Below are 25,803 nucleotides of genomic sequence, written 5' to 3' on the forward strand. Positions count from 1 at the left end.
GTAAATGTCCATACCTCTGACTTGCACGCCTCTATTATGTGCAGGGTGTATATAAAATTTTCTCATTCTTCCACCCCCATAAACTTCATCAAGTCAGAAATTCTATAATAGATTTTCCTAGTATCTTCTAGTGGGGGCTGGTATCGCCTTAGCCCTGCTTTTTCCCATTTTTGGAGCGTCATATACTTAATATCTAACTCATCCATGACTTCCTGGGCTGAGATTAAACCTGTCAGCCGTGGCTTGAGTCTATCACGCGCTTCCAGGTATCTTTCCACTACCTCCAGAATGCCTTGCGCTAGGTCTTGCTCGCTTTCTCGGCTTAGGCTAAACATATCCGCCCACCTCCTTCAAGGTTTCTTTGTAGCTTTCTAAATCAGCATTTAAAAGGACAGTTAGGCGTTTCTGTTCTTCCTGTACTTGGTTATAGAATGCCTTTGCACCGTCCAGTAGCTCCTCTTTGTTAGCTGGGATAAAGTAGCCTCTGAAAGCCCCATGACGTACCCCAACGATAGGAACGCCGTAGCGCGTGATTAGACGGCTGATAATATCTTGCACGGTTCTTTCTGCTAGCTTAGTGAGTAGGCTGATTTCTGCCCCTGTTATGGAGTTTTCAGCCCCTACCTTGATTAGTCTTAATACTCGTTTGTCATTCTCTGATAGACTCATTCAGTTCCTCCCCATACGTTGACCCCTGCAAGCTGGATATACCGCCCATAATCTGGGCTTAAACTCTCGCTAGGTGTTTCTATCGTCTGTTGGTTTTCTCGCTCAAATTGGGCGCTTTTTTTGCGGTCTCGGTGGTTTAAATAAAGCAGTAAGCCAATCAATACCACCATAAAGATTGCCGATTGTGTATTGGTCAAATCTAACTCATTCATGTTATGCCCTCGCCTTGTAGTTCTTGATGTAGTCCACTTGGTCGCTTCGTTCCATCTTCAAGAAGTCGTCCACCTCTTCGGTGCTTACTTTTCGATCTACAAAATCAGCGATAAACTGGAATAGGTTTGGATTTCTCTCCTTGATTTCAGCCATTATTTCATCAAATTCTGCTTGTGTCATGTTGTCTAGGTCTAGTGTCATTGCATTGCCTCCTAATCAATCATCATTCCACGAGTATATAAGGATGAGTCTGTCCATGAATCCAAAACGTTCTTTTTCCCTCGTTTTTTCTTTGCGATATCAACCGCTATGACTTCCCATACATAATTCAATAATTGACTTTGTTCCATTGGGTAGGTATTTTCTTTAGTTATTTCAGCTAGGTAAGTGTTTAAGAAAAGAAATCCATCAAAGTTGGAAAGTAGCTTTATAAACTTAGTATCACCCCAATAATTTCTGTAATAAGACTCTTCTCGTTCTTCTAGTTCTCCTATTACTTCAGCAACTACTCTCTGTTTCATCCTTTCCGTCTGTTCCTTAAGTGTTTGCTGTTGTTCATGATATTCTGTGCTAGTTAGTTCATTGTAGACATCATCCAAGTCATTCAATACCCTGCTGATTTCTCTTTTAGCTAATGCAGTTCCATCTCCTACAAGAATTTCTTGTATTTCTTCTAAATTTGTTGAAATAGCTTCTAATTGATCTGCTATCATATTTTTCCTCCGTTGGCCTTTAATGTCGTTTCTTATACAGGATTGGCACCACTCCAAACGCTGGGCGATTACCCCAAGTTGGCGAACGCTTGGAAGTGGTGTCCAGTTTAAAGAGTTGGCGCTCTCCGTATGGTCAAATTGCCCTAAATATGCTATAATCTAGGTATAAATCTTTACTAAAACCTCTTTGATAATAGCTTGCCTGCTTTTTGTTAAATTCGTTTTAGTGTTAGTGTGAAAGGCTCTGCGGTGTGGTTATTGCTAAGCCTTTTTTGTTGCTCTCACGCGCTTCTTTGGCGTGTTTTTTTATTTCTAAATGCCATGGCTTTGATTTCCTGATAACTCATATTCAAGCCAATCATGGCTATTACCATATCCTCAAATGCCTGGTATTGCTCCAGCTCGTCACTGGTCAAGCTATCAATGCCATTATAGCCCCCACGTTCTTCCCTTAACTGCTTAGCGTTCCTGTCGGTTACTGCTTTTAGTAGCAGGTTGGTCATGGTGCTATGCGCGTGCTTTGGGGCTTGTTCCCAGTTCTCAATACTGTCATGCAAGGTTTTTCTTTTTGGCTTTTCTAGCGCCCTCTGCATACGGAACTTAGAAAGTTCATCACGCATTTCAAAGAAGGCTTTGACTAGGTTCATTTTGAATTTACGAACTGGTTCAGTATTCTTTAGATAAGTGATCAGCAAGGTCGCTTGTTGCTCATTCAAGCGATAGATTTTCATTGGTCTCCCTCGCCCGTCTAATTTACGGATTTCAAATCCGATTATTCCGTAGCTTTCAAAATCCTCTTGATGATTTCTTATTAAGCTTTGCACTGTATCGTGTTTAACTTCAGCACATTCAGCGATAATCTCGCTCGTGGTGTATGGCTCTTTCTTGCCGTCCATATAGACTAGTTCCATTGTGGTTCTACCTCCTGCATGAATCTGGTTAGCTTGCTTGTCAGACGGCTCTTCTCGTCCATATTCTGAGCCTCTGCAATGGCTTTAGCTAGTGTATCGATATAATACCGCTCTGCCTCTGCCAACGTGTCAGGGGCTTTTATAGTGGCCTGTGGTTCTTCCACCAATTCCCCAGCCATGTAGTAGCCGTTTAGTCGGATTTCTTTCAGAATGTGCTTGACCACTTTTTTAAACTCTTTTGCTAGTGGTTTGCGTGACTGCGATAAAACTTCATAGACTCCGAACTCTGTCAGCATATTCATTTCTCTTTTTTGACCTGCCCTAGATATTACATAGGTCAGCTTTTCATCATCATCTACCCGTTTTAGTAAATCTGTGGTGTTTTGGATTTCAATCATCTCAGCAATCTCTACCGCTACAAATAACGGATTTTGAATGTCTCCATAAACATCAAAATATTTAGATCCGAATCGTTGAGTTGTTACAACTTCCAAAACTTCCTTTTTGTTGTGTTGTTCTCCTTTGGGGTAGAAGTTCCCAAAAAAATCACATAAATCTTTTTGCTGTGTTGTCATGTCTTTCTTAACCTCTCTGTATAACTGATTTAGTCTTTTTCTGCTTTCCTTGTTGGGCTTATGCTTGCCCTGTGCCCACTTGCCAACTGTTCGGGGATCTATGCCTATTCGTTGGCCAATAGCTACCAAGTTCAGCCCGTGAGTGGTTCGCATTTCATCGATGACCCTTGTATAGTTCCTCTTCATTGCTTGCCTGCCTTTCTATTTTTGTACGCTTTTTTTCGTACTTTCTCCTAAAAAAATAATGTCCATCGAAACATTATAAAGAGAGGTCAAGTCTTGCAATAAGTCAATTGGTATTTTAGTACTATCTTTTTCGTACTTTGCGATAGTCTGAAAACTTCGGTTAAGTTTTTTACCAACTTCACGAAGTGTAAAACCTGCCGTAATACGTGCCGCTTTTAGCGTTATCTGTTCCATTTAGCAACTCCTTTCCTTTTGGACTTGGTTATAGTGTACGCTTTTTTTCGTACTATGTCAATAGTTTTTTAGAAAAATATTATTTTTTTCGTACTACGTCTATGTATTTGTGCTATAATTAAGAAAAAGGAGATGATTTAACATGGCAAAAAATAGCCCTCAAGATTTAAAAAATAGAGAGTTTTTTTCTGAAAATCTTAATAGAATTATGAAAGAAAAAAATATAAGGCAAGTAGATTTACATAACGCTCTTGGTATTCCTAAAAGCACTTTGACAGGATATGTAAAAGGTCGTTCAATGCCAACTGCTGGAAATCTTCAAAAACTTGCTGATTTTTTGCATGTAAAAAAATCAGATTTAGACCCTCGTTTTCTCCACAACAATTTAGATGAAATTGCTAGACACGAACTATCAGAGTTTTATAAAAAACTTATAGAAGACGGGATTGACGATATATTGACTCGTTTTATTATGACAGAATTGAATGATATTTATTTCAATCCTAACAAACAATATCCTTCTAACTTTTTCAGAGACAAAGAGCAATTTTTAATTCATTTTTCTCAAAACAGCGTTGCGGTAAAAGAAAAATGGTTAAATGTTAAGGAAGTCAACTATTATGTATTGGATAGATTAAAACGTAACATTTCACAAGCATTCAAAGAAACGCAAGTGATATTAAATAACAATATAAATAATAACAATGAATATATTATCCACGGACTAGATCCCCAAAAAATTCCGGACTTATCAAAAAAATTAACAGAGCTTGAAGGTGAAATACTGGAAAGAATTCAAAATCTAGAATTATCTCATTCAGACGCTTAGGGTTAATCTCAGCCCCTCTTTTGCTAAACGAATACCCCCTTTTTCATGGTCTATTGTGCAAAAACAGGGGAAATTGAAGAATAGAAAGCCGATTTTTCAAACTAAAGCGCAAAAATGGGCAAAATTGACAAATAGCAACAAAAAAAGACAAGCTAGCTACTGCCAACTTGTCTGATAGTACCTAACTGAAAATAAGCGAAAGGTTAGGTATTTACAACATTATTATACCACTCTTGCATTTAAAATGCGACCTATAGCATACCCACGCGCCACAATGGCCAACAATCCTGAAGCGCGTGTGCGAATGCGTGTGCGAATAATCTACTTTCAAAAAAACCTTTAATAGCACTGTTAGCTAACTAAAAATAAACTATTTTTCCCGCGCGTGTGCGAATGCGTGTGCAAATTGATTGGAGAAAAAATGAGAAAATACGATATACCAAAATTGTTATTATCAGCGGAGAACCAAGGTGTTGAATTCAAAGAAGCTAAAAATTCTTTCCCTAAAGACGGTATGAAAACAATTTGTTCCTTCGCTAATACAAATAATGGTCTGTTAATTCTAGGTGTCTCAGAGAATACAAAGAATAAAGATTTTTATATTTCTGGAGTTAATGATCCCGATAAAGTACTGGACGAATTATATAGTTTACTTAATAACCCTAATAAAATTAATAGAAATGTGATTAATGAAGAAAGTGTTGAAGTCGTAAATATAAAAGGAAAAGAGATTGTCATTATCCCTGTTAACAAGGTAGACTACAAGGATAAACCTATATATCTTAATGACAACATAGCATCTACCTATTTTCGTCAGGGGACTGGTGATTTTAGGTGTTCACAAGAGCAAATCAACTCTATGTTAAGAGATTCCGCTAAGGAAAGTTTTGATAGCACACTTATTCAGGATTTTTCTATTTTAGACTTAGATACAGAAACAATAAAGCTATATAGAGAAAAATTTGATAATATAAATGCGGAGCACCCTTTTTCAAAGTTGGATAACGAACAATTTTTAATAAAAATAAATGCTTTACGAAGAGATCGCAAGGACGATAAAATAAAGCCAACAGTTGCTGGACTATTAATTTTTGGTACACATAATTCAATAAAAGAGTTTATTCCACACTATAACGTAGAATATGTTCTAAAAGAGTTTTCTGAAAACAATCACTTTAAAGATCGTGTGATTTATGATGGTACATGGGGGGAAGATAATCTTTTTAATTTCTTTTACCTAGTTATTGAAAAATTATATCTAACTTTGAATGACAACTCTAACATTCAAGAAAATTCTATGAATAGAATTGGAATTTCAAAATTACGAATTGCAATTCGCGAGGCATTCATTAATAGCCTTATTCATAGCGACTATAAAAGCGAAAAAGGGATAATGATAATTAGATATCCCGACAGGTATATATTCACAAATGGCGGAACACTTAGAATTGACATAAAGGACTTTTTTAGTGGGGCACATTCTGATCCAAGAAACTACTTAATACAAGAAATTTTTAGATTTTTAAATTTATGTGAAAAAGCGGGAACTGGTATACCCAAAATAATGGAAGCAGTTAAAGAGAGTCATTTAAAATATCCCAATTTACGAACTGAATTAGACTCAGTTGAATTTACATTATGGGATACTTCCCTTATAGATAATCTGGATATTGATAACGAATATGAGAAAAAGATATTAGAGTTAATAATCGAACACCGTTTCGTAACAAGAGAGGCTTTGGAAGAAAAACTAAAAATCCACAAAAATACAATTTTAAAATATTTAAAAAAATTAGTGGAAAAACAAGCTATCGATAAATTCAAATCTGGTAGACAATACGTATACTTTATTACACAAAACCAAGATCCTGAATTTCAAAAATATAACCACATTAATGCTATGTATTCTTTACTGGAAGAAATAAAACGAAAATAAGGGGGTCTCGTAGCCCCTAGCATGATATAAAACCTTTTTGATAATGGCTTGCCTGCTGATGTATTTTAGAAAGGTTTATCATCATGAAGATAACTGAAGTTATAAAAAAAGACGGTAGCAAAGTTTACCGTGCTAATGTATATTTAGGAGTTGACCAGGTAACAGGAAAAAAGGTTAAAACCAAAGTAACAGGTCGGACACAAAAGGAAGTTAAGCAGAAAGCTACTCAAGAAAAGGTAGATTTTCAGAAAGACGGTTGTACTAGATTTAAAGCTAGTTCAATAGATAACTATCAGGAGTTAGCCAATCTTTGGTGGGAAAGCTACAAGCATACAGTAAAGCCTAATACAAGAATAAACGTCAAAAGAATACTAAATAACCATGTTTTACCTTTATTTGGCTCTTATAAGCTTACCAAGCTCACTACTCCACTTATCCAAAGCATAGTCAATAAACTTGCTGATAAAACCAATAAAGGGGAAGAAGGTGCTTTTCTATACTACGATAGCATACACGCGCTTAATAAACGTATCTTACAGTATGGCGTTACTATGCAAGCGATACCGTCCAATCCTGCGCGTGATGTTGTTTTACCTCGTAACACTCAAAAAGCAAAGCGACAAAAAGTAAAGCACTTTGATAATGAAGAATTAAAAAAGTTTCTTGCTTATCTCGATAATTTAGACTTAAATAAGTTTCGTTATTGTTATGAGAATACACTTTATAAATTCTTACTGGCTACTGGTTGTCGTATCAATGAAGCTTTAGCCCTATCATGGTCTGATATTGACTTAGATAATGCAGTTGTACATATCACAAAGACTTTAAACTATAAACAAGAAACCAATAGTCCAAAATCAAAAGCAAGCTATCGGGATTTAGATATAGACCAAGCGACTGTAACAATGCTTAAAGTTTACAAGGTTAGGCAAATCCAAGAAGCTTGGAAAATTGGTAAAACTGAAAGTGTGGTATTCTCTGACTTTATCCATGAGTACCCTAATAATCGAACCTTACAAACTAGATTAAGAACCCACTTTAAACGGGCGAATGTAACTAATATAGGTTTTCATGGTTTCAGACATACTCACGCTAGTTTATTACTTAACTCAGGAATACCTTACAAGGAGCTTCAGCACCGTTTAGGCCATTCCACTCTATCAATGACCATGGATATTTATAGCCACCTCTCAAAAGAAAGCGCAAAAAAAGCAGTCTCATTTTATGAAACTGCACTAAAAGCACTATAAGGGGAGCAAAAAGGGGAGCAAACCCAGAAATCAACATTTTAAGACAAAGCAAAAAGCCCACTGTTGTAGGCTTTCTGTAAGATATTTCTTAAAATTAAAGCATTTTGTTGTAGAATTCAACGACAAGTGCTTCATTGATTTCTGGGTTGATTTCGTCGCGTTCTGGCAAGCGAGTCAATGAACCTTCCAATTTTTCAGCGTCGAATGATACGAATGCTGGACGACCAAGAGTAGCTTCTACTGCTTCAAGGATAGCTGGAACTTTCAATGATTTTTCACGAACTGAGATCACTTGACCTGGAGTTACGCGGTATGATGGGATATCAACGCGTTTTCCGTCAACAAGGATGTGACCGTGGTTTACGAATTGACGAGCTTGACGACGAGTAGTCGCAAGACCAAGACGGTAAACAACGTTATCCAAACGACGTTCCAAAAGAAGCATGAAGTTGAAACCTAGGATTCCGCCTTTGATTTTTGTAGCTTGTACGAATAAGTTACGGAATTGTTTTTCACCTACACCGTAAGTAAAACGAAGTTTTTGTTTTTCAGCCAATTGCAAACCGTATTCTGACAATTTAGAACGGTTGTTTGGTCCGTGTTGTCCTGGTACGTAGTTACGACGTGCCAATTCTTTACCTGTACCTGTAAGTGAAAGGCCAAGGCGACGAGCTTGTTTCCAAGATGGTCCTGTATAACGTGACATGTGAATGTCCTCCTGATATAAATAATATTTCGGTGGAAATAGTCACTTAGAAAGCCCTGATTCGTGCAGATGCCCTTCGCCTAAACAGCCAAGGTTACTTATCATAAGACACCTGTTGACGAGCTTCATGCTTTCCTGCTGATATTTCACACAAAATCCATTTTACCATGAATGGCTAGATTTGTAAAGGGGTTACTAAGCTTTATTTTCATTGCCAGAGAGGTTGAGAACGAGGGTAAAGGTGCTTCCGAGACAGTACTGGCTGGTAACTGTAATTTCTCCACCCAATTGATGGGCCAATTCACGCGCAATCGCAAGACCAAGACCATGACCACCTGTTTTCATGTTACGCGAAGTTTCTACACGATAAAGGCGTTTGAAAATATTCTCCAAATCCTCTGGAGCAATGCCCTGCCCCTCATCGGTCACACTGATTGAAAGCTGGTTATTTTCCAGCTTAGCCACCACTTCCAACTTAGTTCCAGGAGCTGAGTATTTAAAAGCATTATTGACCAGATTTATCAAGATACGAGAAAGTTTGGCATAATCTCCCTCAATACGGGCAGACTCAGGGATTACCTGCAAGTGAACATCTCGCTCCTCTTGCTCAATCAAGAACTGAAATTCACTCATGCACTCAATCAAGAGCTGGTCCAGAAAAATGCTGTCCTTGCCGGTCGTTTCAACCTGATTTCTAGCCGTGTTTAGGGTCAAAAAATTCAGTTCCTCAACCAGTTTATTGAGTCTTTCCGTCTGGCGTCCAATGGTTGCCAGATAATGGTCCTGTTCTCCTTCTTTGATAACCCCATCTAAAATCCCTTCTACCGTCGCTTGGATTGAAGTGATGGGGGTCTTGATATCATGCGAAAGTTGAGCAATCATCAAACCCTTTTCTCGTTCGCTTTCTTCCAAGGAATCAAAGGTCGCCTGCAAATCATGGGACATTTCATTGAAAGCTTGGCCTAATTGTTGAAATTCTACAGGGCCTTGAACCTCCAGATTTGCAGGGAAATCCTTGTCCGCTACTCTCTTGGCATGTTCCTTGAGTTTGCCCAATGAAGTAAAGACTGGCGATAAAAGAAAGAGACTAATCCCAGCACCGACAAAACTAGCCACGAGAGTCATCCCCACTAGGAAATAAATTTCTCTTTCTTCAATTAGCATTCGCTGGATGGCCCAAAAAACCACGATAATCGTTAGGAGTGTTGAAATGATATACCCCACTAAAATGTAACTTTTTAATTTCATTGACTACCTCGTGCTTTCTCAATTTTGTAGCCCAAGCCCCAGACGGTTTTGATGGTCGGTGTTTCTGCACTAGCATGTTTAGCCAACTCCTGTCGAAGAGCATGAATATGAACATTCAAGGTATTGGTGTCATCCACATAGTCTTCCTGCCAGACCTTTTCATAGAGGTCTGTCTTAGAGAAAACCCGCTCTGGATTGCTGGCTAGAAGCCATAGAAGTTCGAAGGATTTGACTGTCAAATCAAGCGCCACATCTCCGACTTGGACCTCATGGCTACCGTGATTCATCCGTAAATCCCCGAGACTGACGACTTCTGTCTCACCTCCACGATGAAGGCGACGCAAGATATTGTGGACACGCAAAACCAGCTCACGAGGGCTAAAGGGCTTGGCAATAAAGTCATCTGCCCCCAGGCTTAGGCCGTAAATCTTGTCCTGCTCACTGGTCTTAGCAGTGATAAAGAGAAAAGGCTGATCTGGAGATTGATACTGAACCTCACTAATCAAATCATAACCATCCATCCGAGGCATCATGATATCTGTAATAATCAAATCAATTGGTTTTCGCTTGAAGATTTCTAAGGCATCTGCTCCATCATGAGCCACCAAAACCTGATATCCTGCCTGAACCAGATAACGTTGATGAATATCTGTGATTTCTACCTCGTCGTCAACGAGTAAAATTGTCTTTCCCATCTGTCTCTCCTTTGAAAAAACAGTGCTATACCACAATAGTATAACACTATTTTTATCTCTTTACGAACATTCTAAACGATATCTGGATTTTTCAAATCCCAGATAGAAAGTCTGTAGCTAGACTAGTCATTTTCCTCTTTTTTAGCTTTCAAACCGAGTCCACCTAGCAGACCTGCTAAGGCTAATCCAAAGAATCCAAGAGTAGCCATTGATGTTTGGGCTTCACCAGTATATGGAAGCATGTCTTTTTGGGCTTTCATTTGATCAGCCATCATTGGAGTTGACACCTTGTTAGTAGATGCCATCTTGCCTTCATCAGACATTTTGCTTGAGGTTGCTGGAGCTTGATCTTGTTTCATGCTTGGTGTTGCCATTGGTTGGCTAGCATTCATAGTTTTGTCCTGCTCTTTGTTAGGCATCATCTTATCCTGACTAGCAGCTGGCATTTTAGATTTCATCTCATCTTGATTGACACTAGGCATTTGATCTTTCATATTAGACGCATCTTGATGACTATTCATCATTGGAGCCTGCATAGCTGAACCATTAGAAGATGGGACGAAACCTGACTGCATCGGAACAAGAGACTGATGTCCGTTCAAGTTTACTGTCAAATCTTTAGTCGCTACAAGATTGCTCAAGTCTGCCTTGCCGTCTTTAGCACCGTACACTTTGATAGTTGCCTTGTAGCTGTGAGTGCCGTTTTGTTTTAAGAGGTCAAGTAGCTCTTTATCAGATTTGCCTTGGGTACCTGCCAAATCTACTTCGTAGAAGTAAAGGCCTTTGCCCAATTTCTCTACTGGTGGAAGGGCTGGATTTTTAGCCGAACCGTTGTCTGACCATGGAGCCTTGTCTGATGCTTTCAAGATAAGGCGTGTTAACATACCATCACCTGCGAAGAATTCATATGGAATGACTTGGTTGACACCGGCTGTGAATGGGCCTGGGAAGTTGGCTTTGTCCAAGTAAGTGGCTGGGACGTCTACTGTGTCTTTAGTATTGTCAGCCACACCCTTTTGCACTTCAGCTGGAGTAGTTAATCCATTCAAGTTTACTGTCAAATCCTTAGTCGCTACAAGGTTGCTCAAATCAGCCTTACCATCTTTAGCACCGTAAACTTTGATGATAGCTTTATAACTTTGAGTGCCATTTTGTTTCAAGAGATCAAGAAGCTCTTTATCTGATTTGCCTTGGGTACCTGCCAAATCTACTTCATAGAAATAGAGACCTTTGCCCAATTTTTCTACTGGTGGAAGAGCGGGATTTTTAGCTGAACCATTGTCTGACCATGGAGCCTTGTCTGAAGCCTTCAAGATAAGGCGAGTCAACATACCGTCACCTGCGAAGAATTCGTAAGGAATAACTTGGTTAACACCGGCTGTGAACGGTCCAGGGAAGTTGGCTTTATCCAAGTATGTAGCTGGAACATCTACTGTATCTTTAGTATTGTCAGCTACACCTTTTTGGACCTCGGCTGGAGTAGTCAAGCCGTTCAAGTTGACATCCAAATCCTTAGTCGCTACGAGATTTGTCAAATCGGCTTTGCCATCTTTTGCGCCGTACACTTTGATAGTAGCTTTATAGCTTTGAGTGCCGTTTTGTTTCAAGAGGTCTAGAAGCTCTTTATCTGATTTACCTTGAGTACCTGCTAAATCCACTTCATAGAAGTAGAGTCCTTTGCCCAATTTCTCTACTGGTGGAAGAGCGGGGTTTTTAGCTGAGCCATTGTCTGACCATGGAGCCTTGTCTGAGGCCTTCAAAATAAGGCGAGTCAACATGCCGTCACCAGCGAAGAATTCGTATGGGATGACTTGGTTAACACCGGCTGTAAATGGACCTGGGAAATTCGCTTTATCCAAGTAAGTGGCTGGGACATCCACTGTATCTTTAGTATTGTCAGCCACGCCTTTTTGCACTTCAGCTGGGGTAGTTGCTGGTTGAGCTTCACTTGCTTCACGGTTTTGTCCAGAGACTGCAGGAGCAGGATTTGTCGCAGGTTTAACCGCATCTTCTGTTTCTTTCTTAGATTCAGGTTTTGCTTGCACTTCTTCTTTTGATGCTACTACTTGGTCTTTAGCAGCTACATCCGCTTTTGCTGGAGAGCTTGTAGTATCCAAGCTTGCTTTAGGTGCTGAGTCTGCCTGTGCTGAAGGAAGAGCTACATCAACTGCTTTCTTGAGAACCTCTGCTGGTAAGTCGCTCTTTTCACTCACCAAAGCAGCGTCTGGCACAACTTGAGCAGGGGTCAGATTGACCACATCGGCACGCACCGAACTTGGTTGTCCAACTAGGACAAAAAAACCACTGGCCACAACAACTGAGGCAACACCGACACTAAGACGGCGAATAGACCAACGAGTATATCTTTGATTTGGATTGAATTTCATAGGATTCTCCTTAGAGTTTTTCTTTATTTGATGACTCTAGTATAATCTCCTAAAATTAAAAAGGATTAAGAAAAAGTTAAAATTTTTCTTAAATCCCTCTTATAAAATACTTATATTAATTAAATCCATAAACAGATTTGGTGATTTGATAGACGACATTGGAAAGTTTGCGAGCTGGCAAGACGGAGTGTTTGGTCAAACGGCTCAACATAGTCTTACGAATAGCTTGAAAGACCTCTGGATTTTCCTGCTGAATATAGGTCCACAGCTCACGTTTTTTAGTCAGATGTTCCGCTGTTCCAGCTCGGTTGAGCAGGGCACTGGAAATCACCGTCGTAATCTCAATATGATTCAGCAGATATTCTCGCATTTTGGGGTGGATCACTTTAGATAAATCAAGCTGGTCTACCAAGAGTCGATTGACCTTGAGTTGCTGGTCAATGCGCTTAATCATCACTTGCTCATTGACAGACTGGTCCTCACGCCCAATCAAATAACGATAGAAATCGACAGGCAGATAGTACATGGTCTTGACCTGCTGAAGGGGGGTAAAGACAAAAAGATTATCGACATAAAAGGTATGCTCAGGCAATTGGAACTGGCTCGCTCGCAACAAATCTGTCCGGTAAATTAGCGAGTGCATCATGATATACTGGCCTTTTGAGAAATTTCCAACCTGATCCCAGCCAAAAATCTGCTGGACAGGCAAGACTGACTCGTAACTCATACTCTTCTTACGAGACTGACCTTCCTTTTCATAGACAAAATTGGTCACAAAGGCATCTACCTCTTGACCTTCACTCTCTAGTTCCTGCAAGGTCTCCAAAATTTTCAGGTAAGCACGGGGATCCACCCAGTCATCACTATCAACTACTTTAAAATAACGACCAGAAGCCTCTGCCAAGCCACGATTAACAGCACCGCCATGGCCCTTATTTTCCTGATAGATGGCTCTAACGATGCTAGGATACTTGCTGGCTAAACGCTCAGCGATTTCCTGAGTTTGGTCCTGAGACCCATCATTGATAATCAAAATCTCAACTTGCTCACCACCAATCACTAGCGACTCCACACAGTAATGAAGATAGGCAGCGGCATTATAGCTAGGAATGGCGATAGACAATAACTTCATAATCTACTCCTTTAGGGGACTGATTTTCTTACTCTCTCTTATCACTTCTTTCTATTCTACCATAAAGTCCCGTTTTTGAAGGACTTTTACTAGAATACAAGAGGTGCTGGTCTCATTTGGGATACAGGTTTCTCTCTATCTGCTATCTTAAACATCAAAAAAGAGGGGAATCCCCTCCTTACGAATTTAATTCTGCCAAGTCATCTAGATACTGGTTGTTAATGACTGCTAAAATATAGGCATCTGCCTTCAAGAGGTCATTAGGTCCAAACTGGACATCCAGCGGTGAATTTTCTTGTTCACGAAATCCTAGGACATTGAGATTGTATTTGCCACGTAGATCTAGCTGGCTCAAACTTTGACCTGCCCAAACACTCGGAATTTTCATCTCTACGATAGACACATTTTTATCCAGCTGAAAGACATCGACATTATTATGAAAGAGAATGGTCTGCGCTAGGGACTGCCCCATTTCATACTCAGGCGAGATCACCGAGTCGGCACCGATTTTTTCCAGCACCTTCTTAGCTGTCTGGCTTTTGACCTTGGCAATAACCCTTGGTACGCCCAAACTCTTACAATGCATAACTGCAAGCACACTCGACTCTAGATTTTCCCCTGTTGCGACTACAACCGTATCACAGGTATCAATTCCTGCAGTTCTGAGGAGTTCCTCATCTGTAATATCGCCCACAACTCCACGCGCCAAAACTGGCTCAAATTGATTGATGTGCTCGGCGTGGTCATCGATGGCAATGATATTCATATCTTGCTTGGCTAGGGCCGTTAGGACACTACTCCCGAAAATCCCCAAACCTAAAATTCCAATCGTACGATCTGACATAGTTCTTCCTTTCTTATCCAATACTAATATCTGCTTTCATATACTGAATCAAATCTTTCTTATCAGGCTGGTAATCCGCTAGACTAACCAGTAAGGTCAAGGGACCGATACGGCCAATAAACATGAGCACCATGACAATGCTGAGAGCTAACTTGCCCAATTCTGGTGTCAGATTTGCCGTTACCCCAACTGTCGCAAGGGCTGAAATGGTCTCAAACATTAGGTAGATAAATCGCGGTGTTCCTTCTGCTGTAATTCCCAGCAACACCAAGCCCAACAGGAAGGTCATCAAAAAGATAATGAAGACACTAAAGGATTTTTGGACTGTTCGAGCCTCAATGGTTCTCTGCGCCACATTGGCATGAGGTAAGCCCAGCAATTCACTACGCGCAAAGACCAACAAGACAAAGAAAGTCGTAATCTTGAGCCCCCCAGCCGTCCCTCCAGGTGCCCCACCCAGAAACATCTGCAGGATATAGATAAACAAGGTCACAGGCCGAGCTTGGGTATAGTCAATAGAAGCAAAACCGGCCGTTCTCATGCTGACGGTTTGGAAAAAGCTAACCATCACTTTCTCTGGAACACTGAGATTGCCAATGGTCCCTGGATTGTGCCACTCCGTAAAGAGTGTGGATACTGTCCCAAACAGCAAAATCCCTGCAGTCAAGAAAAGGACCAACTTGGTGTGGAAACGCAGACGGCGTTTTTTCTTCTTGTCAAACTGGGTTGCCAAGTCAAACCAGACCATAAAGCCAAGACCACCTGTGATAATCAAGCCAGCAATAACCAGATTAATCAAGGGATCCGTCTGAAAAGCCACTAAACTGCTACTGCCGAAATTATCAAAACCAGCATTACAAAAGGCTGAAATGGCTAAAAAGATAGAGGTGAAAATACCTCGTCCCCAGCCAAACTCAGGAATAAAACGGAAACTTAGCAGGAAGGCACCCAAACCCTCTACCAGAAAAGTCGTCAAAAAGATGGAGCGCATAAAGGCCTTCAGCGAGCGAGTCTCCCCATAACTAAAGCTCTCCTGAATGGTTTCACGACTGCGAAGACTGAGCTTCTGCTTTCCCTGAATATAAAAGACCCCAATAAAGGTCATGAGCCCCAGACCACCAATCTGTATCAAGAGCATACAAATCAACTGCCCCCAGACATTATAGGTAGTAGCTACCGGTTGCGTAAAAAGGCCAGTCACACAGACCATAGACACCGTCGTAAAAAGATGGTCAAAATAAGTAGCCTGCGAACCACTTGCCTGAACAAAAGGCAAACTCAAAAGGAGAGAACCTATAAAAATAACTCCAGCGAAACTTAAAAAGATGCGACGAGCTGGCGAAAGTCCACCCAAGGCCCTTTCAATTTTTTTCACAAATAATTTGAATAACATACATCCATTGTACCATAAAAAGAAGAAGAGTAGCTAGATCTGAAAGGCAATCTCAAGGCAGAGTTCCAAGGCCTTCTCGAAAGCTTCTGAACCCCAGTCACGACTGTCGTACTGATCCAAGTCAGCTAAGGAATCCGCTGTAAACAACAACTCTCCCCAGAGGACCCCACGTAATTGAGCCACTGCCGCAAGCGCAGAACACTCCATCTCCACAACAGCACAGCCTTCCTCCTTGCGATAAGCCACCTTTTCAGCTGTTTCTCGGTAAAAACCGTCTGTCGTCCAGGTCATGACTTCTTCATAAGGAATCCCTCTGGTTTCCAAAACGTGCTCAATAGCGGCAATAGCCTCTGGCTGCATTTCCATATAACGAGAAGGTGCCACATAGTGGTAACTAGCTCCCTCATCTCGCAGAGCCCGAACAGGTACTAGAAAGGCATTTTCTTCTATATCAGCCAACACACCACAGGTACCTGTAGAGATAATCTGCTCCACACCATAGCCAATCAACCAATCCATAAACTGGGCTGCTGGGGCTGAACCAACAGGAGCCTGAGCCAAACAAAGTTCCTCGCCCTTGAAATTGATGACATAAATTGGATAGGTTTTGGTGGCAGAAACGAATTCGCCGACACAATCCGCCCCTACTTCCCTCGCATAGCGGTCAATCTCTTCACCTAAAAAAGCATAGACACACTTCTTGGGCAAGTGCAAATCCAGCCCCTCGTGATTGGGCATGATGACCGCCTGAAGATTGTCATCAAACTCTAAAATGGGAATCGCATGTTTCTGAATCATAACTCACCTCCTCTAATTTTGTACTATTGTATCAAAAGCTGACCGAGTGTCAAGGAGAAGAATGATAAACTGAGGAGAAAAACAATACAATAGCAACATTTTTGACAGTGACTCTTTTTAATGGTACAATGGATTTGCTTAAAAGTTCGATGAAATAAGCATATAAGAAAACACCACCGGTTGCCGCCAGTGGTGTTTTTTTGCGCTTGCTCAAGGCGCTCAGGCTATTTCTTTTTCTTGTCGCATTTGCTTGCTACAAATCGGATAAGCCACTCCGATAAGACATTCGCTAGTGTACCAGCAAGAATTGGTAGCAAGACAAGTTCGATGAAAACGCACATAAGATCACCTCCTGCCTACGCAGTCTAGTGTTTGCGACCTTACTATTGTATCATCTTTGACTGAAAATAAATAGAAAAATCATTGACATCACCTACTCATTTAGAAAAACTTTCTCCTACACTAGTACTTCTTGTATCAAAAACCATCCCAGTTACGAAATGCTTTAAAATTGCTTAATGAAGCAAACTTTCTAAGAGATAGAGTAGGTAAATGTGGGCTGGGTAAAAAAATGTAGAAGCCTTGTGCAAAGTAACTGAGGACTTATAAAGAAAGAAAAAGGAGTAGATTTATCATCTTACTCCTCATTCTTACAAGAAACACTATTCAACAATAAAACTCTACAATCTTATTTATAAATAGATTCTCTGAAATCATCTGTGCTACGTAGGTAGGCATTATAGATTTTCTGTTTCAGTAAATGAACCCAACTTGACGGAACATTTTCTGTTGCACGTTTAAGGTTTTTCACATCGTGCGCTACTGCCGCATCAATTAAAGCTTGCATTTCTTGTGCTGATGAAATGGTTACTTCTTTTGTGCTGTTCGGCTTATCGAGTTCATATTGAATAGTAATTGGCTTCAAGTTTGCCTGTTTACTTATACGTTGATTAAACATATCTTTTTTGAATTCTACCCAGTTTGGATAGTGATTATCAAATACTTTTTTCAATACTAAATCATCTGTGACTAAAGCAACATCTTTTTTATACCAGTTTGAATATGTTTTACTTCCTTCTGCAAGCGCATCTGCTGCATACTGATTTGAAACATATGGTAGGAATCCTTTGTGGTAGCCTTTTTCAGCATATAATTCATACGCTGTTTTTCTGAACATGACATCCCCTGGTGCACCGTTTGGATTGCTTAGTCCTGCATAGATAGGTGAGAACATACTTATTGTGTAATATCCGTTTCTTCCGTATTGAGCTTCATTTTGATAAGCACGTCTATTGATGATGTCATTTTCGATTAATGAGTCTAACGTTTTTAATCTTGCTACTTCTTCATCGGTTAATGGACGAACCTTGTTTCCTGCGTGTGTATCCTTGTTATATCTATCATCACGCACATAATAGTTCTCTATTTTTCTAAACCATTGTTTCTTAACCGTGTCAGATTGAGTTAATACTGCCTTGGCTTCCATCGCATCAAGCGTGTATAGCACATCATACATTCCGTGTAAGTAGTGTTGAATTTCTTCTTCAGAAGTGAATCTTGCTGTTGGATCGTATGTGTGTAGACGAGTTCTTGAGTCTTTATCTCCTTTAAAGATTGTGTTTAATACTATTGCATCTTTATCTACACTGTCCGCTGATTGAAGTAGTCCTAGTGCATATAGTTCTGCTCCCAGTCCTTCACGTCGCTCGTTTCCTTCGAAGTAGACTTTTCCGTCTGAGTTGTGCACCATCTCATGACTATAAACCGATGTTCCATATTGGTCTAACAATCTATCACTTACAAAGTAGGCCTCTACTCCTGTTGCGTAAGCTCCTGCATTCTTTCTTGGCGTATGGTATTTACCTGCTGGCCCGAAGAAACTATAGATAGAGTCTATGTTTTTGTCTGATAATGTTGCCCAGTAGCCTCTACCATTTGTATCTTTTACCTCAAATGCATCTGTTACCGGCACTGCACGGTATAATCTTTCTTTAAATTCTGGCGCTAGGACTTTATACCAGATGTCATAATGATCTCTCTGCCATTTTGCAGATTGGTCTACCTTTCCACGAACATATTGTTTCAAGGCATCTCCTGAGAGAATAGCACCATCAGCTCCTCTGTCTCGATAACGTTCATAGCTACCGAAGGCTAATGTTGATAGCGTAGATATTGCATACAGACTCTCTTCTTTCATCGTTAATAGCGGCAGCAACATACTCTTATAGCCCCAACTTGATGCTGATATTCTATCATATACTCCTATTGAGTATTTCTTATCAGCCGTTGGTGATTCTTGTTTTTCACGAACTTCTGCTATATCTGATTTTGCTTCTACTATGTAGGCTTTGGTATTGTCTTTCAACCACTGGTTATTGGTTTTGTTTGGTAAGAATAGTTTTCTATAGGCTTCTACGAAGTCGAAGACTGAATCTTCTCCTTTAAGTGGTGCTAGCGTGCTCGCATATAGACCTGTCGTATTTGGTCCTCGTAGGTTTTCTAGTCCGCTATTTCCTAAAGCGATGATAGTGTCTAGCGTTGAAGCTTCATTATTTCCGTTAAAGTCAAATTTGTACACTGATAAATCTTTTGTATTCAGACTATCATAATTAATATTGTACCAACGGTTCATGTAAGTAAGCCCCAGCATGAAGGCTTCTTTGTTATGTTTGATTTTCTCACTTACATACTCAACTACACCATCTCCCGTAGTGTTGATGGATTTATCCATCGCTAATACTTTTCTTAAGTGCTCTCCAATATTAGCTCTAACTTCCTCAAATTCTCTATTTAAGTATAAGTTATCTAATGCTGCATCGTCTGCCGCTCCTAGTACTTTCTTAGTCGCTTCTGAGCTGAATGTTACATTCTGCAATTCGCTTAGTACATTATTCGTTATCGCTGTATAATCTGAAACAAATGCTTCTGGTGTGAATATGTATCCTTTGTCTGCGACATTGTATTCGACTACTTAGCTGTTTGCGAAGTTTTCTTTGAATGTTACATCTAAGTATTCTACCGTGTTGTCTTTGTAGTGTAACATAACTCTATTGATTGAATTTTTCTTATTATTAATATCCGTTACTACTTCATTTCCGTTCATCGGCACCACGTCTAACAGTTCTGTAGTATAAAGTTTATCAGTTGAAGCTACTTTATTACCATAGTGAACAACTAATTCCTTGTTATAAAATGGCATTAGTTTTTCAATATTGTTATAGGCTACTCTTCTTTCTGCTTGAGCTTTGCTCAATGTTGTGTAGTCAATTTCTTTTGAGTTTGCTTTTAGGTCTTGTCCAGTATCGTCAAGAGTTACTGTGATTCCGTAAGAAGCAATCTTAGCATCCGCTTCTGCTTTAGTTACTTTTCGAACGAAGTTATCTTGTTTTTTGTTTTCGACAGAAGTAATAACATTCTTCACATCTGCACTACCAAATTGGTCTCCTGTAGTGGCATATCCATCACCAACAATCATATTGCTGACTACATTGTCCACACGACCTCTTGGATATGTAGACCCAACTATTCCTCCGACTCTTGGATACCCTTGACCATTTAGGATTTTACCTGTTGTTACAGAACGTGTTACTAACGCTCTATTTTCTAATTTACCTGCGATTCCTCCGGCTGTCTGGTTATTGTTGCGTGCTGCTGTAGAGATTACGGCATCTACTTTCGATTTATCAACTTTGGCATTTCCACCAGTTAATTTACCGACGATTCCTCCTGCGTAATTTGCATTGTTATCTGCGTGGTTGGCGACTAGTTTTCCACTGAATGAACTGTTTTCTATTTTTGTATTTGTTGCATCTACTACTAATCCTGCAACTGATTTTCTACCTGATACTTTACCTTCTACAGCTACATTACTGATATTAGCATTGTTTGCTGTTTTTGCTACTGCTGCAGCATTTTCTTTGCTATCCACTTGTGTATTTTTAAGATCTAAATCTTTTACAGTTGCATTTTTTAATGTGTCGAATAGTGGTTTTTTCAGGTCGTATATAGCATATGCTTTACTTCCTTCTGCTCCTACTAACGTTCCTGTGAATTCTCCTGTTATGTAGCTTGATTGATCTTCTGGTAATCCTACCTCATCAGCTGTCATATCTGCCGCTAATTTGTACACACCAGCTAAGTTACTTCTCATCGCTGTTACAAGTTGTTTGAACGATGTATATACTCCTGGTTGCTCCGCTTTAGTTTTAGCTACATTAAATGTGTAGTCCTCTTTGTAACCTTCTGCACCTTCTTCTACAAGTTGATCAACAGCTGCCGTCACTTTATAAGTTCCATCCGTATTTTCTGTAATAGATTTTACAGGTATATACATTTCTTTGAATCTATCTGATTTTATTTTTACAAAGTATTTAGCCGTATCAGTCGGTGTTTCACTTAGACTTAAATATCTGCGATAACGGTCATTTTCTTTACCGTATAGTTCTACTGAATCGATATCTTTAATTTCTATTTTCTTATAATCTAGTTGGAAAGCTTGAGTTGATGTTTCTGTACTTTGTTCATCGTTTTCGCCTAGATTATAAGTTAAACGTGTTTTTAGTGTGTAAGGTGTGTAGTAATCTAAACCTGATATCACCTGCTCTTTGGCAGGATTCTCTATATCCACCTCTTTGACTAACTCGTCTTCATGGAAAACTTGCGCTTTTGCAGAGACATACGCCGATGTAGTGTCTGTTAAGTTATAGCTTACAGTTATAGATTTTTTGTTCTCAGCTTTTGTTAAGTTTATAATTTCTACTGTAGGTTTAACTTTTACTAGTGTTCCTACTTTAACGATTTCTTTTACTGGAGCTACTTCAGTTCGTGATAGTTCTTTAGTTTCTACTACATTACCATTTACGATGTAGTCTTCATATTGAATTGTACGCGTTCCTGCTTGACCTGGTTGTTCTGTTCTACGACGATTTTTCAGAAGTGTTGCATCTTGAATTTCTTCTGTTGTATAAGGAATATTTTCTGTTTCCGTTCTATTTCTTGTAGTAACTTCTAAAACCGGAAGCTCCTCTGTTACTACGGATTCTCCTTCGTGTCCGGGTTCTTGCGTACCTATTGTCGCTACTGAGTCAGTGTACTCTGGCAACTCCGGTTGCACTACCGCTTCGCCTTCATGACCCGGTTCTTGTGTGCCTTTTTTCTCTTCTGAAACTTTATACTCTGGTAACTCCGGTTGCGCTGTCGCTTCGCCTTCATGACCTAGTTCTTGCGTGCCTTTGGTTTCTAGTGGTTTAGTATATTCTGGAGTTTCCTTGCGGACTGCCGCTTCGCCCTCATGTCCGGGTTCTTGCGTGCCTTTCGTTGCTAACGGTTCTGTGTAGACTGGTTCTTCCTCGCGAACTGCTGCTTCACCTTCATGTCCGGGTTCTTGCGTGCCTTTTGTCGCTACTAGATTAGTGTACTCTGGAGTCTCTTCGCGGACTGCTGCTTCACCCTCATGACCGAGCTCTTGCGTGCCTTTCGTTGCTAACGGTTCTGTGTAGACTGGTTCTTCCTCGCGAACTGCTGCTTCACCTTCATGTCCGGGTTCTTGCGTGCCTTTTGTCGCTACTGGATTAGTGTACTCTGGAGTCTCTTCGCGGACTGCTGCTTCGCCCTCATGTCCGGGTTCTTGCGTGCCTTTCGTTGCTAACGGTTCTGTGTAGACTGGTTCTTCCTCGCGAACTGCTGCTTCACCTTCATGTCCGGGTTCTTGCGTGCCTTTGGTTTCTAGTGGTTTAGTATATTCTGGAGTTTCCTTGCGGACTGCCGCTTCGCCCTCATGTCCGGGTTCTTGCGTGCCTTTCGTTGCTAACGGTTCTGTGTAAGCTGGAGATTCTTCACGGACTGTAGCTTCGCCCTCATGACCCGGTTCTTGCGTGCCTTTTGTCGCTACTGGATCAGTGTACTCTGGCAACTCCGGTTGCACTGCCGCTTCACCTTCATGTCCAGGTTCTTGTGTGCCTTTTTTATCTTCTGAAACTTTATACTCTGGCAACTCCGGTTGCGCTGTCGCTTCACCTTCATGTCCAGGTTCTTGTGTGCCTTTTTTATCTTCTGAAACTTTATACTCTGGTAACTCCGGTTGCGCTGTCGCTTCGCCTTCACGACCTGATTCTTGCGTGCCTTTTGTCGCTACTGGGTCAGTGTACTCTGGCAACTCCGGTTGCACTACCGCTTCGCCCTCATGACCCCGTTCTTGCGTACCTTTTGTCGCTACTGGATCAGTGTACTCTGGCAACTCCAGTTGCACTGCCGCTTCACCTTCATGTCCAGGTTCTTGTGTGCCTTTTTTCTCTTCTGAAACTTTATACTCTGGTAACTCCGGTTGCGCTGTCGCTTCGCCTTCACGACCTGATTCTTGCGTGCCTTTTGTCGCTACTGGGTCAGTGTACTCTGGCAACTCCAGTTGCACTGCCGCTTCGCCCTCATGACCCGGTTCTTGCGTGCCTTTGGTTTCCAATGGAAGTTTATATTCTGGTCGATCGTTTGTCGTCGCCAATACTTCCTCTTCCGCACTCTGCACCGTTGTAGCAGACACAGGATTTTCTTGTTCTGGCAATGTTGGTCGAACTACAGATTCTCCTTTGTAACCCGGATTCTGCTCCCCTTGACTTGCGAGTGAATCATTAGAAGAGGGATTTTCTGCTGCTATCGAAGATTTTTCTAAAAGTCCATCATCCCCAGATGTTTCACCTTGTAAACTAACCTTCCCCCCTCCTTGGTTCCATTCTAAATCAGCTGAATGAACTACATCTGATATTTTTGTAGAGTCTGGTTGACTATCACTTCGAGCAGAGTATTTCCCATCGACTGTCCTTGAAATCCCTGCATTATCCTGTTTATTAGTCTTGATATAACCAATGTATTGATAACCTTCGATTTTCAGAGGCTCTGGCAAATGTTCCCCGACTCCGATAGCAAATTGACTATTATAGGCAGATAAAATTTGGCTGGTCAATCCAAAAGCACTGGCCGGCAACAATTGAACTCCCATGCTAGTTAACAGCAGAAAATGAACAAATTGTTTCTTCCCATTTTTCCTTTTAGAAACCAATAAAACTAACAAGCTCAAGCCTGCAGTAAAAAGGAAAGTACCAACAGTTGGGTTAAAACCTGTATTCGGTAAAAACTGCTGAGGTCTATAAACCAAGTAATAAGTATCATCTGATTCTTCAGCCAGTTGTGGAAGGGCCTCTACCAGCAAGGATTTTTCCTCGTCTGTCAATTCACCCTCAGTCATATACTTATAATGAATTGGACTTTCCATATGATCGGCTGATACCGATTGAATCCCTTGACTCATCAAAAAGAAACTAGCTACAGTAACTGATACCAATCCCACTGACAACTTTCTCATCGAGAAACTCTGGCGTTTCTCACCAATATTTTTTCGGCTCATATTAACCTCGCTTTTCTATATTCTTTATATCAATCTGTATTTTGTGGCATAAAAGTATAAACACAAGAATAATATAGTATTGAATTTTCTGAGTACTTTTCAATAATTGCTTATCATTATACAATAAATCGATAGAAATTTCTATTGAAATATACTTAAAAATATACTGCAATTTTATAGAAGAATACAGTGAACTGCAACAATAGAAAACGGAAACAAAATCTAGACAAATAAGTGAGGAGTTTCAAACTAATTACAGTATTTTTTAATTAGATTACCGATTATACTCTTAATATACTATAAAATATTAGCTCATAATAGAAAAGTCTGAAATTGAAGCGACAAAGAATCCAATCTTTATAAACCAAAAGAGGCCAATGTTTGCCATCAACCTCTTTCTTATCGTTCATTCTTTTTGCTAAGTAAGATGAATACTTTACCTATGACTTGCTATTTTCAGCCTAGTTAACCCATTCACCATTACCATTTACACGGTAACCATCTGGTGTTGTTGTGCTGACTGCCAAAGCTCCTGAACCATATGCATAGTACCAGTACTTGCCTACTTTAAACCAACCTGTCTTCATGACACCTGATTGATCCAGATAATACCAAGTACCATTTTCCTTGTACCAGCCTGTCTTCATAGCTCCTGAGCCATCAAAGTAGAACCATCTGCTACCATCTGTTCCCCAGCCTGTAAACATCGCGCCTGAACTATCAAGGAAATACCATGCACCATCAACTTCTACAAATCCAGTCTGCATGACACCTAAATCATTCAAGTAGTACCATTTGCCACCCGTTTTCACCCAGCCTGTCTTCACATCACCAGACTCGTAAAAATACCATTTACCATTAGATTGCACCCAGCCAGACTGACTAGATGTAGATGTTCTAAAATCTTTCAACGATTTTTCTACAACTGTAGCTTTACTTTTAACGGTTGAAAGGTTTGATGCAGTTACTTCTGTATACTGAATAGCAGAACCATATCCACCAGCCAATTCTTCTGAAGAAGCATCATCACCTAAAGCTAGAGAAATCGTTGCTACTTGCTGAGAGCTGGCTGCGTTTTTAAAAGCTGCAAGACCCACATATGTAAATTTAGGATTAATCAAAACCTCATAATAACCTGTAAATTCTTTAGAGGTTCCACCCTTCTTTTTCGCTACATAATTCGCCTTCTCAGCATGCCAGTTTTCAATTGCTTTTAGAAAACCTTCATAGTTCACATCTAAAGCTTCTCCTCTTATACTATTGCTAGATGGAAAAGCAGTCCAGATTTCTTTCGTAGAAAGACGCTCAGGTTTTAAAGCTACTGACACCTCAGTAGCTCGTACAAAAGCAGTTTTCTCAAGATCAGTAGACCATTTAATAGGGACATACTTATCTACCAAACCTTCATCAGCCGCTTCCTTACGAATCTTATTAATCGCGTCCAAAATAGATTGTTTATTTGGAGTTAAAAATTCTCCCTTGATTCCAACCAAAACATTGCCACTAGCAGGTTTTAGCACCTCTGAGGTCAATACATTTTCATTTTTACCATTAACAGATTGTGTTGCCACCAGTCTGTCATTCGCAAAAACATCATTTGTCAAAACTGCTCCAGCCAAGGTAAAGGCCAAGGCACTAGCAAATACAATTTTCTTCATCTTTTATCCTTTAGATAGGACAGGTATTTT

The 25,803-nt window shown here is 40.2% G+C and carries 22 protein-coding genes; 3 read left to right on the top strand and 19 right to left on the bottom strand.

Going from position 1 to position 25,803, the window contains the following annotated elements; all coding sequences use genetic code 11:
* Window positions 1-62: 62 nt before the first annotated feature.
* The 8 genes from ACAM22_RS09405 to ACAM22_RS09440 all read right to left on the bottom strand — a co-directional run bounded on the left by ACAM22_RS09405 (window position 63) and on the right by ACAM22_RS09440 (window position 3,501).
* Complete coding sequence (locus tag ACAM22_RS09405) at window positions 63-335, bottom strand: XRE family transcriptional regulator (RefSeq protein ID WP_261051662.1); 273 nt, start codon at window positions 333-335, stop codon at window positions 63-65.
* A complete protein-coding gene (locus ACAM22_RS09410) occupies window positions 328-669 on the bottom strand; it encodes a DNA-binding protein (protein WP_261051664.1) in 342 nt (113 codons plus the stop codon). Before ACAM22_RS09410 ends, ACAM22_RS09405 begins: the two co-directional genes overlap by 8 nt.
* Window positions 666-881, bottom strand: a complete 216-nt coding sequence (locus ACAM22_RS09415; RefSeq protein WP_261051668.1) for a hypothetical protein — start codon at window positions 879-881, stop codon at window positions 666-668. Before ACAM22_RS09415 ends, ACAM22_RS09410 begins: the two co-directional genes overlap by 4 nt.
* A gap of 1 nt (window position 882) precedes the next feature.
* Window positions 883-1,083, bottom strand: coding sequence for a hypothetical protein (locus tag ACAM22_RS09420; protein ID WP_261051670.1), 201 nt, complete (start codon window positions 1,081-1,083; stop codon window positions 883-885).
* A gap of 11 nt (window positions 1,084-1,094) precedes the next feature.
* The gene (locus tag ACAM22_RS09425; RefSeq protein ID WP_261051671.1) at window positions 1,095-1,595 is read right to left on the bottom strand and encodes a hypothetical protein; all 501 of its coding nucleotides are present in this window, start codon (window positions 1,593-1,595) and stop codon (window positions 1,095-1,097) included.
* A gap of 281 nt (window positions 1,596-1,876) precedes the next feature.
* Window positions 1,877-2,506: a Rha family transcriptional regulator gene (locus ACAM22_RS09430; RefSeq protein WP_261051674.1), complete on the bottom strand. Its 630-nt coding sequence runs from the start codon at window positions 2,504-2,506 to the stop codon at window positions 1,877-1,879.
* A complete protein-coding gene (locus ACAM22_RS09435) occupies window positions 2,497-3,267 on the bottom strand; it encodes a BRO family protein (protein ID WP_261051685.1) in 771 nt (256 codons plus the stop codon). Before ACAM22_RS09435 ends, ACAM22_RS09430 begins: the two co-directional genes overlap by 10 nt.
* Window positions 3,268-3,282: 15 nt before the next feature.
* A complete protein-coding gene (locus tag ACAM22_RS09440) occupies window positions 3,283-3,501 on the bottom strand; it encodes a helix-turn-helix domain-containing protein (protein WP_000435333.1) in 219 nt (72 codons plus the stop codon).
* Window positions 3,502-3,643: 142 nt separating this feature from the next.
* Here ACAM22_RS09440 and ACAM22_RS09445 point away from each other — a divergent pair, with 142 nt between their 5' ends.
* The 3 genes from ACAM22_RS09445 (at window position 3,644) to ACAM22_RS09455 (ending at window position 7,516) form a co-directional block, all read left to right on the top strand.
* On the top strand, window positions 3,644-4,330 hold the full coding sequence (locus tag ACAM22_RS09445) for a helix-turn-helix transcriptional regulator (RefSeq protein WP_261051689.1): 687 nt from the start codon (window positions 3,644-3,646) through the stop codon (window positions 4,328-4,330).
* Between the two features lie 421 nt (window positions 4,331-4,751).
* Window positions 4,752-6,266 carry an RNA-binding domain-containing protein gene (locus ACAM22_RS09450; RefSeq protein ID WP_261051691.1) on the top strand — a complete coding sequence of 505 codons (1,515 nt, stop codon included), beginning with the start codon at window positions 4,752-4,754 and terminating at the stop codon, window positions 6,264-6,266.
* Between the two features lie 83 nt (window positions 6,267-6,349).
* Complete coding sequence (locus ACAM22_RS09455) at window positions 6,350-7,516, top strand: site-specific integrase (RefSeq protein ID WP_084950513.1); 1,167 nt, start codon at window positions 6,350-6,352, stop codon at window positions 7,514-7,516.
* A 94-nt stretch (window positions 7,517-7,610) separates the two neighbouring features.
* On the opposite strand, the gene rpsD is transcribed toward ACAM22_RS09455, so the two are convergent.
* The 11 genes from rpsD to ACAM22_RS09510 all read right to left on the bottom strand — a co-directional run bounded on the left by rpsD (window position 7,611) and on the right by ACAM22_RS09510 (window position 25,773).
* Complete coding sequence (gene rpsD / locus ACAM22_RS09460; protein WP_000092756.1) at window positions 7,611-8,222, bottom strand: 30S ribosomal protein S4; 612 nt, start codon at window positions 8,220-8,222, stop codon at window positions 7,611-7,613.
* 195 nt (window positions 8,223-8,417) lie between these two features.
* Window positions 8,418-9,470 (bottom strand): sensor histidine kinase, encoded by a 1,053-nt coding sequence (locus ACAM22_RS09465; protein ID WP_369606741.1) that lies wholly within the window; start codon window positions 9,468-9,470, stop codon window positions 8,418-8,420.
* Window positions 9,467-10,165, bottom strand: coding sequence for a response regulator transcription factor (locus tag ACAM22_RS09470; RefSeq protein WP_369606742.1), 699 nt, complete (start codon window positions 10,163-10,165; stop codon window positions 9,467-9,469). The genes ACAM22_RS09465 and ACAM22_RS09470 overlap by 4 nt, the downstream gene beginning before the upstream one ends.
* Window positions 10,166-10,287: 122 nt before the next feature.
* Window positions 10,288-12,552 (bottom strand): fibronectin-binding SSURE repeat-containing protein, encoded by a 2,265-nt coding sequence (locus ACAM22_RS09475; protein ID WP_369606743.1) that lies wholly within the window; start codon window positions 12,550-12,552, stop codon window positions 10,288-10,290.
* Between the two features lie 115 nt (window positions 12,553-12,667).
* Entirely contained in the window at window positions 12,668-13,684 is a 1,017-nt protein-coding gene (locus ACAM22_RS09480) for a glycosyltransferase family 2 protein (RefSeq protein WP_369606744.1), read from the bottom strand.
* 178 nt (window positions 13,685-13,862) lie between these two features.
* Window positions 13,863-14,528 carry a TrkA family potassium uptake protein gene (locus tag ACAM22_RS09485; RefSeq protein WP_001283905.1) on the bottom strand — a complete coding sequence of 222 codons (666 nt, stop codon included), beginning with the start codon at window positions 14,526-14,528 and terminating at the stop codon, window positions 13,863-13,865.
* Window positions 14,529-14,541: 13 nt separating this feature from the next.
* On the bottom strand, window positions 14,542-15,921 hold the full coding sequence (locus tag ACAM22_RS09490; RefSeq protein WP_369606745.1) for a TrkH family potassium uptake protein: 1,380 nt from the start codon (window positions 15,919-15,921) through the stop codon (window positions 14,542-14,544).
* 33 nt (window positions 15,922-15,954) lie between these two features.
* Entirely contained in the window at window positions 15,955-16,719 is a 765-nt protein-coding gene (locus ACAM22_RS09495) for a nucleoside phosphorylase (RefSeq protein ID WP_369606746.1), read from the bottom strand.
* 688 nt (window positions 16,720-17,407) lie between these two features.
* Complete coding sequence (locus tag ACAM22_RS09500; protein WP_369607024.1) at window positions 17,408-19,657, bottom strand: ZmpA/ZmpB/ZmpC family metallo-endopeptidase; 2,250 nt, start codon at window positions 19,655-19,657, stop codon at window positions 17,408-17,410.
* 33 nt (window positions 19,658-19,690) lie between these two features.
* Window positions 19,691-24,115, bottom strand: a complete 4,425-nt coding sequence (locus ACAM22_RS09505; RefSeq protein WP_369606747.1) for a ZmpA/ZmpB/ZmpC family metallo-endopeptidase-related protein — start codon at window positions 24,113-24,115, stop codon at window positions 19,691-19,693.
* 461 nt (window positions 24,116-24,576) lie between these two features.
* Window positions 24,577-25,773 carry a CAP domain-containing protein gene (locus ACAM22_RS09510; protein WP_261053234.1) on the bottom strand — a complete coding sequence of 399 codons (1,197 nt, stop codon included), beginning with the start codon at window positions 25,771-25,773 and terminating at the stop codon, window positions 24,577-24,579.
* Window positions 25,774-25,803: the final 30 nt, after the last annotated feature.

The sequence above is a fragment of the Streptococcus sp. SN-1 genome (assembly GCF_041154385.1).
Lineage (GTDB): Bacteria > Bacillota > Bacilli > Lactobacillales > Streptococcaceae > Streptococcus > Streptococcus mitis_CT.